The 7,810-nt window shown below is 70.5% G+C and carries 5 protein-coding genes and 1 pseudogene; 2 read left to right on the forward strand and 4 right to left on the reverse strand.

From position 1 onward, the window contains the following. The 4 genes and pseudogenes from GUY60_RS30735 to leuA form a co-directional block, all read right to left on the reverse strand. Positions 1-184 (reverse strand): annotated as a pseudogene (locus GUY60_RS30735) (sialidase family protein); the annotation flags it as partial. Positions 185-279: 95 nt separating this feature from the next. Continuing rightward, positions 280-3,390 (reverse strand): NACHT domain-containing protein, encoded by a 3,111-nt coding sequence (locus GUY60_RS30740; protein ID WP_161703742.1) that lies wholly within the window; start codon positions 3,388-3,390, stop codon positions 280-282. An 85-nt stretch (positions 3,391-3,475) separates the two neighbouring features. After that, a complete protein-coding gene (locus GUY60_RS30745) occupies positions 3,476-4,177 on the reverse strand; it encodes a TerB family tellurite resistance protein (protein WP_161703744.1) in 702 nt (233 codons plus the stop codon). 189 nt (positions 4,178-4,366) lie between these two features. After that, on the reverse strand, positions 4,367-6,085 hold the full coding sequence (gene leuA / locus GUY60_RS30750; protein ID WP_161703746.1) for a 2-isopropylmalate synthase: 1,719 nt from the start codon (positions 6,083-6,085) through the stop codon (positions 4,367-4,369). Positions 6,086-6,378: 293 nt separating this feature from the next. On the opposite strand from leuA, the gene GUY60_RS30755 reads away from it, so the two are divergent. Both GUY60_RS30755 and GUY60_RS30760 read left to right on the forward strand, forming a co-directional pair. Further along, the gene (locus GUY60_RS30755) at positions 6,379-7,446 is read left to right on the forward strand and encodes a M4 family metallopeptidase (RefSeq protein ID WP_161703748.1); all 1,068 of its coding nucleotides are present in this window, start codon (positions 6,379-6,381) and stop codon (positions 7,444-7,446) included. 46 nt (positions 7,447-7,492) lie between these two features. Next, positions 7,493-7,759, forward strand: coding sequence for a protealysin inhibitor emfourin (locus GUY60_RS30760; protein WP_161703750.1), 267 nt, complete (start codon positions 7,493-7,495; stop codon positions 7,757-7,759). Positions 7,760-7,810 lie beyond the last annotated feature (51 nt).

The raw sequence follows: 7,810 nt of genomic DNA on the forward strand, positions 1-7,810 counted from the left end.
TCCCGGCACGGGTGCGCAGCGCGGCGGGAATACGGAAGGTGTCGTAGCCGTCTGTACCCGCCCGGTAGGGGACGGACCCGTCGCACCCATGGGAGGGGACGGCGGCCGCGGGGGCCCCGGAGACGGCCGAGGCGGCGAGGGCCACGACGAGGACTAGCAGTCGACTGGTACGCATTCCGGCCATGAGCACTCCCTGAGCGCGTAACGGACATGGGACGTAGGACGTCGAATGCCCGGTGAAGCTACCGGGCGGCGGGGACCGGAGCAATACCCTTGCGGCTAGCGGGAGTTCGCGGCCTCGTCCCGGGTGGCGAGCAGGTCGTAGAGGCGAGTGATGCCGTCGGCGGTGACGGCGAGTCTGCGGCCGTCCTCGTCGAGGGCGACGCTGTCGACGGCCAAGGGCACGGTGACCTGCTCGTCGGTCGCCCGGCAGTGCGCGTCCCGGATCCTGACCCTGCCGCCCGTGGCGGTGGCGAGCCGGGTGCCGTCGGCATTCATGGCCCAGGACGTCACGCTCTCCGTCGTGCACACCGACCGCTTCTTCTGCATGTCGCGCACCTGCAGCTCGCCCTCGCTGTCGAACTGGACGAGCCGGGTGCCGTCGTCGCTCAGGCCCGACCACGGCCCGTAGGCGCTCAACCAGTCTTCGGGGATCCTCCTCCTGTCCCCGGTGCGCCCGTCCACCACGACCGTGCCGGCGAGCATGTACTTGCCGCCGGCGCTCAGGACCACTTCCGCAGGAGCGAACCGGGTGCCCCTCTTCACCTTCCGGGCCGGCTCCAGGAAGGAGGAGTCGGGGCGCGGCTTCCCCTTCCAGGGCACCACGAACGACTCGCCGCCCGTTTGGCGTGCCGAGCGCACGATGAGCAGGGCGGCATCCCGCCGCGCCACCAGCCGGGGCTCCACGGACATCGCGTCCACAACTGGGAGGCGCGCGCTCCCGGTCTCCACCCCCGTACGGGTGTCCCAGCGCCGCAGCGTGCCGTTGTTCAGAGTCAGGAGCGTGTGGTGCTCGGGCGGGCTGAAGACCATGGCGTCGACATCGCCCGTGGCCATCGCGGCGTGCGAGGTGTCCGGCGGCAGCGTCGCGCGTACGACGAGAAAGCCGGCCAGGAGCACCGCGGTGGCGAGGGCGGCGCGGGTGCGGCGGCGCCGTGCCACCTCCGCGCGGGGCCGCGGAGTCCGGTCCTCGGCCAACTGCCGGTTGGCGAGCCGTTCCTGCAGCCGGACATGGCGGAACTGGTACGCGCTCGCGGACTGGCGGAGCAGTTGCCGGTCCCGGGCCTCGACGAGGAACCCGCTGAGCCGCCACGGCAGTTGGCCGCGTACGGCGAGCACCGCATGGGCCAGCCGGAACCTCAGCCACGCCCGGGTCACGAGCACGAGGACGGTGCAGACCAGTGCGGGCAGCAGGGTCGTCGCGAAGGCCAGGGGTGCTTCCTCGAAGACGTTGGTGGCGTCCGCGGCCTTGGCGAGCAGGTCGAGCGGCGGAGGCTCGTGCTCCCAGCCCGTGAGCGCGGCGAACAGCATCTCCCCGCCGGTCCGCCCGAGGATCAGCAGCGGAACGGCCGTCACCCCGAGAACGCCCCCGAAGAGCAGGGCTCCGACCAGGGACGCCGTACGGTCCCGCCGTAGCAAGTCCAGGGGGCCGGAGCCGCTGGACACCTCGGAGGAGGCGGCGATCCAGAAGTGCACGGCGAACGCCAGGCTGATCGCGGCGGCGATCCCCGCGGCGGCCGCGAGGTTCGAGACGTACATGTAGGCGGTCTTGGTGTCCCACGAGTCGGTGAGGGTGGTGACCACGAGGGAGGAGCCGAGGACCGTCAGCGTCAGGATGCCGGTGAGCGTGAGACTCGTACGGACCCCGTGGCGCAGCCGGTCGAGCGAGCCGCGCAGAGCGAAGGAGAGCGTGCTCGGCGCCCGGTCCGGTACCGCGTACCAGGTCAGCATCGTCAGGACCGCCGAAGCGGCGCCCAGTGCCACCGCCGAGGTCAGCGGGCTCGGATCATCCTCGTCCACGAGCGGCAAGGTGACCGAAACGCCGACCATGGCGAGCACCCCCACCGCAAGCCCCACAATGATCCCCGCCCAACTCGACAGCAGCCGCCGGCTCATCAGCCACCACGACAGGTCCCGCTCCCGATGCCGGTGCAGATACGTGGCCAGGAACGTCAGATACCGCTCGGCCTCGTCGGCCCGCCCCTGCCACTCCCTCCGGTCGCCCACGGCAGGCGCGTACGCGGCGGTGAGGACGTGGTCGACGAGATGGTCCTCGACCGCGTGCGGGCTGTCGAGTTCGAGGAGTTCGGCGGGGCCCGTCGCGCGGTGCAGATACACGGTGCGGGCGAGGGAGAGCGCGAGCGGGGTCGAGAGGGCCACGGCCGCGGGGCTGCCGGGCCGGGCGCGCAACGCGTCGTGAACGGGCTGCCATTCGACGCCCTCCGGCCAGCTCACCTCAGTCAGGTATGTGACGGCGTCCGCCGCGGCCACCGGCGCCACCTCGACCACGGGGGCGCGCCGCAGCATGGGCGAGCCGCCTTCGATGACGTCCTGGTACTCGGCCGAGCGGCAGGTCAGCACCACGCCGAGGCCGTGCCCGAGGGCCGAGTTGAGGGCTCGGACGGCGCTGCGGCGGCTGGACTCGGGCATCTCGTCGAGCCCGTCGAGCACGGGCAGGAGCATCCGTTCGTCGAGAAGCCGTCGGGGCAGTTCCGGCTGCCCGCCGTAGTAGGCCGTGGCGAGGGTGCGTACCGTCCAGTCGTTGAAGGATTCGCTGACCGGGTCCCAGGTGGAGACGGGCAACAGGACTGGTACGGGCCCCTGTTCGCGGCGGGTGAGCAGGCCGAGGGTGAGCATCGCTGCGAGTACGGTCTTGCCCGCGCCGGGTTCGCCCAGGATCACCAGGCGTCCGCTGGGGATCTGCCGGTAGCCGTCGGCCAGTCGGGCCGCCGCGTCGTCGAAGGACCCGTCGAGCCGCCCGTCGAGGGAGAGCCGCAGCACCCGCCCGCCGACCTGCGGACCAGCCAGCTCTTCCGGCGCCTCTGCCACGGCGCGCTCGGTGGCGGCCCAACTCAGCGGAATCACCCGGGGATCGCGCAACTGCCGCGCCCTGACTTCCTCCTGCCACTGCATGCGTACGGTGGCGGCGAGATCGTCGGCGAGGCTCTCAGGATCGCGGGGCTCCGGTTGGGGTGGCAGCAGCTGGGCCAGCGACACGGCCAGGGCGACGAGGGCCGTCAACAAACTTGCCGCGCCGATGAGTTGACCGGCGGCCTCGTCGTCGTCCAGACGCAGCAGCCGCCAGGCGAGGGCCAGGGACGCGAGGGCGAGCAGGCCGAAGAGGAGCAGGCGCGCCCGGCGCCGTCGAATGTGCTGCGGAAGTCGGCTCACGGGATCAAGGTTGCCCCGTATCGCCCCGGTCGACAGGGGTTTTTCGCGCCCTTCACCGGGTCCGCCCGTACTGGAGCAAGGACTCTCAGGACGGCGTGCGCGCCGATTCCAGCAACCGCGCCACCTCATCCACCCCGAGCGTCAGCGCGTTCCCGACCGTCGCCAGGACGTCCCGCTCTGCGGGTGTGTAGGGCCCGTCCGCGAGGGCGATGCGGGCGGCCTGGAGCAGGATGGACTCGCGGCCCGCGGGGGCGAGGTGGGGGGCGAGCGGGTCGAGGGCCTCGTGCAGCTCTATGGCGAGCGTGACGCCCGTGTCGTCGACGGGGCTGTGGTCGGTGGTGAGCCGCCCAGTGTCCGCGGCGAGCGCGTCGACCAGGGTGGTCAACTGGTCGCCCGTGCAGTCCTCGTACCCGGCGGAGCGGACCGCGCCGACAGCGATGTCGAGGGCCGTGCGGGAGGCGGTGCCGCCCGCGGTGAGCAGGGCGAGCGCGACGGTGTGCACGGCGTCCCTGAGCATCGCGGAGAACCGCACCGTCGTCGGGTGGTCGAGGCAGTCGGTGCCGAAGTGCCGGGCGCAGGCGGCGCATTCGACGACGGGCCCGGCGGCGCCGCGCGAGAGCAGCGGGAAGCCGAGCACGAGGAAACGCCGACGGCCCGTGCGGCGCTGGTAGTTGCGGTCACCGCCGCAGCCGGGGCAGAAGAACTCCCCGTCGCCCACGGTGGTCCACGAGGTGCGGATGCCCCAGATACGCGGTTCTCCGACACGTCGACCCTGGCCTGTCAGCACGCCGCACCTCCGTAACGCTCCGGCAACGTTGCCGTATTTACGTGATGTTAGCCACACCGATGATGCGTCGTCAGCACCTTGAGCAGCACATGGCCAAGACCAGTCGCACCCGAACAGGCACGGAACGGAAAAGGCCCCGCTCATCGGACAGATGAGCGGGGCCTGAGTGCGCGCAGTACGCGCCAGGCGTCAGCGGGCCGCGCGGTTGACCGCGGAGATGACGGCCTTCAGCGAGGCGCGCGTGGTGTTGGCGTCGATGCCGATGCCCCACAGGACCTTGTCGCCGATGGCGCACTCGATGTACGAGGCGGCCTGCGCGGAGGCGCCCTCGCTCATCGTGTGCTCCTGGTAGTCGAGCAGCCGTACGTCGATGCCGATGCCCTGCAGCGCCTGGAAGAACGCCGAGATCGGGCCGTTTCCGGTGCCGGTCAGCACGGTGTCCGAGCCGTCCACGACCGCCTCGGCGGTCAGCGTGTCCGCGCCGTCCGTGTCGGTGGTGGTCTGGCCGGAACGCAGCTGGATACGGCCCCACGGGTTCTCGGGGTTGGGCAGGTACTCGTCCTCGAAGGCGGCCCAGATCGCGGCCGGCGTGACCTCGCCGCCCTCGGCGTCGGTCTTGGCCTGGATGGCCTTGGAGAACTCGACCTGCATACGGCGCGGCAGGTCCAGCTTGTGGTCGTTCTTCAGGACGTACGCGATACCGCCCTTGCCGGACTGGGAGTTGACCCGGATCACGGCCTCGTAGGAGCGGCCGACGTCCTTCGGGTCGATGGGCAGGTACGGCACGGCCCACTCGATCTCGTCGACCGTCTTGCCCTGACCGGCCGCGCGGGACTCCATCGCGTCGAAGCCCTTCTTGATGGCGTCCTGGTGGGAGCCGGAGAAGGCGGTGTAGACCAGGTCGCCCGCGTAGGGGTGGCGCGGGTGGACCTCCATCTGGTTGCAGTACTCGGTCGTACGACGGATCTCGTCGATGTCCGAGAAGTCGATCTGCGGGTCGACGCCCTGCGAGAACAGGTTCATGCCCAGGGTGACCAGGTCGACGTTGCCGGTGCGCTCGCCCTGGCCGAACAGGCAGCCCTCGACCCGGTCGCCACCGGCCATCACGGCCAGCTCGGCGGCGGCGACGGCGGTGCCGCGGTCGTTGTGCGGGTGGATGGACAGGCAGACGTACTCACGGCGGGAGAGGTTGCGGCTCATCCACTCGAAGCGGTCCGCGTGCGTCGACGGGGTTGAACGCTCCACCGTGGCGGGCAGGTTGAGGATGATCTCGCGGTCCGGGCCGGGCTGCCAGACGTCCATGACGGCCTCGCAGACCTCCAGGGCGAAGTCCAGCTCGGTGTCCGTGAAGATCTCGGGGCTGTACTGGTAGCCGAAGGTGGTCTCCGGGCCCAGCAGCTTCTCCGCGTACTCCATGACCAGGCGGGTGCCGTCGACGGCGATCTGCTTGACCGCGTCCTTGGAGCCGCGGAAGACGACCTCGCGCCAGACGGGGGCGGTGGCGTTGTACAGGTGGACGGTGGCGCGCTTGGCGCCGACCAGGGACTCGACGGTCCGCTCGATCAGCTCCTCGCGGGCCTGCGTCAGGACGGAGATCGTCACGTCGTCCGGGATCGCGCCGTCTTCGATGATGGAGCGCACGAAGTCGAAGTCGGTCTGGCCCGAGGAGGGGAAGCCGACCTCGATCTCCTTGTAGCCCATGCGTACGAGCAGGTCGAACATCTCGCGCTTGCGGGCGGGCGACATCGGGTCGATCAGGGCCTGGTTGCCGTCACGCAGATCCGTGGAGAGCCAGCGGGGGGCCTTGGTGATCCGGTTGTCCGGCCAGGTGCGGTCCGCGATGTCCACCGCGTCGTAGCCGCGGTACTTGTGGATCGGCATGGCGGAGGGCTGCTGGAAGTTCGGCATTGCGTAGGGCTCCTCGAGGGTCCGCGGGGGACGGCCGACGGTCGTGCGTGCACCACTCGACTCCGCGGGGAGGGGGTCGGCCTACGACTACAGGCCCTCGCCGCGGCAGCTAAGGAGAAGCAGCCCGAAACGCATGATGGAGGGAGAGTAACCGAGGGGACGCGGTGAACGAACAGCCGTATCAGTATGCGGGACCACCATGAGGTAACGGCCTGAACGTGACGATTCCCTCTATTTCGTCAATCCTGGTAGCGGGTAGTGACACACCGATCACGCAATGCCACGGTTGGGGTATGGACATCACGCGATCGGGCCTTGAGCCCGTCTTCTGCACCATCGTCCCGCCCCACCTCCTCGACCGGCTCTCGCAGGCCGAGAACCCGGCCGTCGCCGAGCCCGCCCGCCGCACCCTCGTCCAGGACGAGGCGAACCGCACCAGGCGCCTGACCGCGGCCGCCGGCACCACCCGCCCCACCATCGCCGGGGAAGCCGCCGAGAAGCCGGACCGCACGATCCACGACGCGCAGAACGGCACGGAACTGCCCGGCACGAAGGTCCGCTCGGAGGGCGAGGAGCCCGGCCAGGACGCCACCGTCAACCGCGCCTACGCAGGGCTCGGCGCCACCTTCGAGCTGTTCCTGAAGGGCTTCAAGCGCAACTCCATCGACGGCAACGGCCTCCCGCTGATCGCGAGCGTCCACTACGACGAGAAGTACGGAAACGCCTTCTGGGACGGCAACCAGATGGTGTTCGGCGACGGCGACGGCGAGATCTTCCTCGACTTCACGATCCCGGTCGACGTCATGGCCCACGAACTCACCCACGGCGTCACGCAGTACACCGCGAACCTCGCCTACTCCGGCCAGTCCGGCGCGCTCAACGAGTCCGTCTCCGACGTCTTCGGCTCGCTGGTCAAGCAGTACACGCTCGGCCAGACCGCCGAGCAGGCCGACTGGCTGATCGGCGCGGGCCTGCTGCACGAGAACGTCCAGGGCGTCGCCCTGCGCTCCATGAAGGCCCCCGGCACCGCGTACGACGACGATGTGCTCGGCAAGGACCCGCAGCCGGGACACATGGACGACTACGTCGACACCGAGCAGGACAACGGCGGCGTGCACATCAACTCCGGCATCCCGAACCACGCCTTCTACCTGCTCGCCACCCGCCTCGGCGGCAACGCCTGGGAGCGCGCCGGGCAGATCTGGTACGACGTGCTGACCGGCGGCGAGCTCGCGACGGACTGCACCTTCGCCGACTTCGCCAAGGCCACGGCCGAGAAGACCGCCGAGCGGTACGGCCAGGGCGACGAGCACGAGGCGGTCCTCAAGGCCTGGTCCCAGGTCGGCGTGCCCACCGCCTGACGCGGCTCGCCTTTCGCAGACAGGGCTCAGGGAGTAGACAGAAGCCATGCGTATCCACGTCAAGCGCACCGGCGGCTTCGGCGGCATCGAGCGGAACGCCGCGGTCGACACGGCAGGCCTGCCCGACGCCGAGGACTGGCGGATCCTGGCCGAGCAGGCCGTGACCGAGGGCGCGGGCGAACCTCCGGTCGGGGTCCCGGACGGGTTCTGCTACCAGATCACCGTCGACGACCGCACCGTCTACTGCTCCGACCCACGGCTCACGGACCGGCAGCGGCACCTGATCACCAGGGTGCTCAAGGAAGGCGCGTAAGCCGCGGCCGAACGCCCGGGAGGGGCGGGTGGAAAGGTCCAACAACCCACC

Source organism: Streptomyces boluensis (assembly GCF_009908195.1).
Lineage (GTDB): Bacteria > Actinomycetota > Actinomycetes > Streptomycetales > Streptomycetaceae > Streptomyces > Streptomyces boluensis.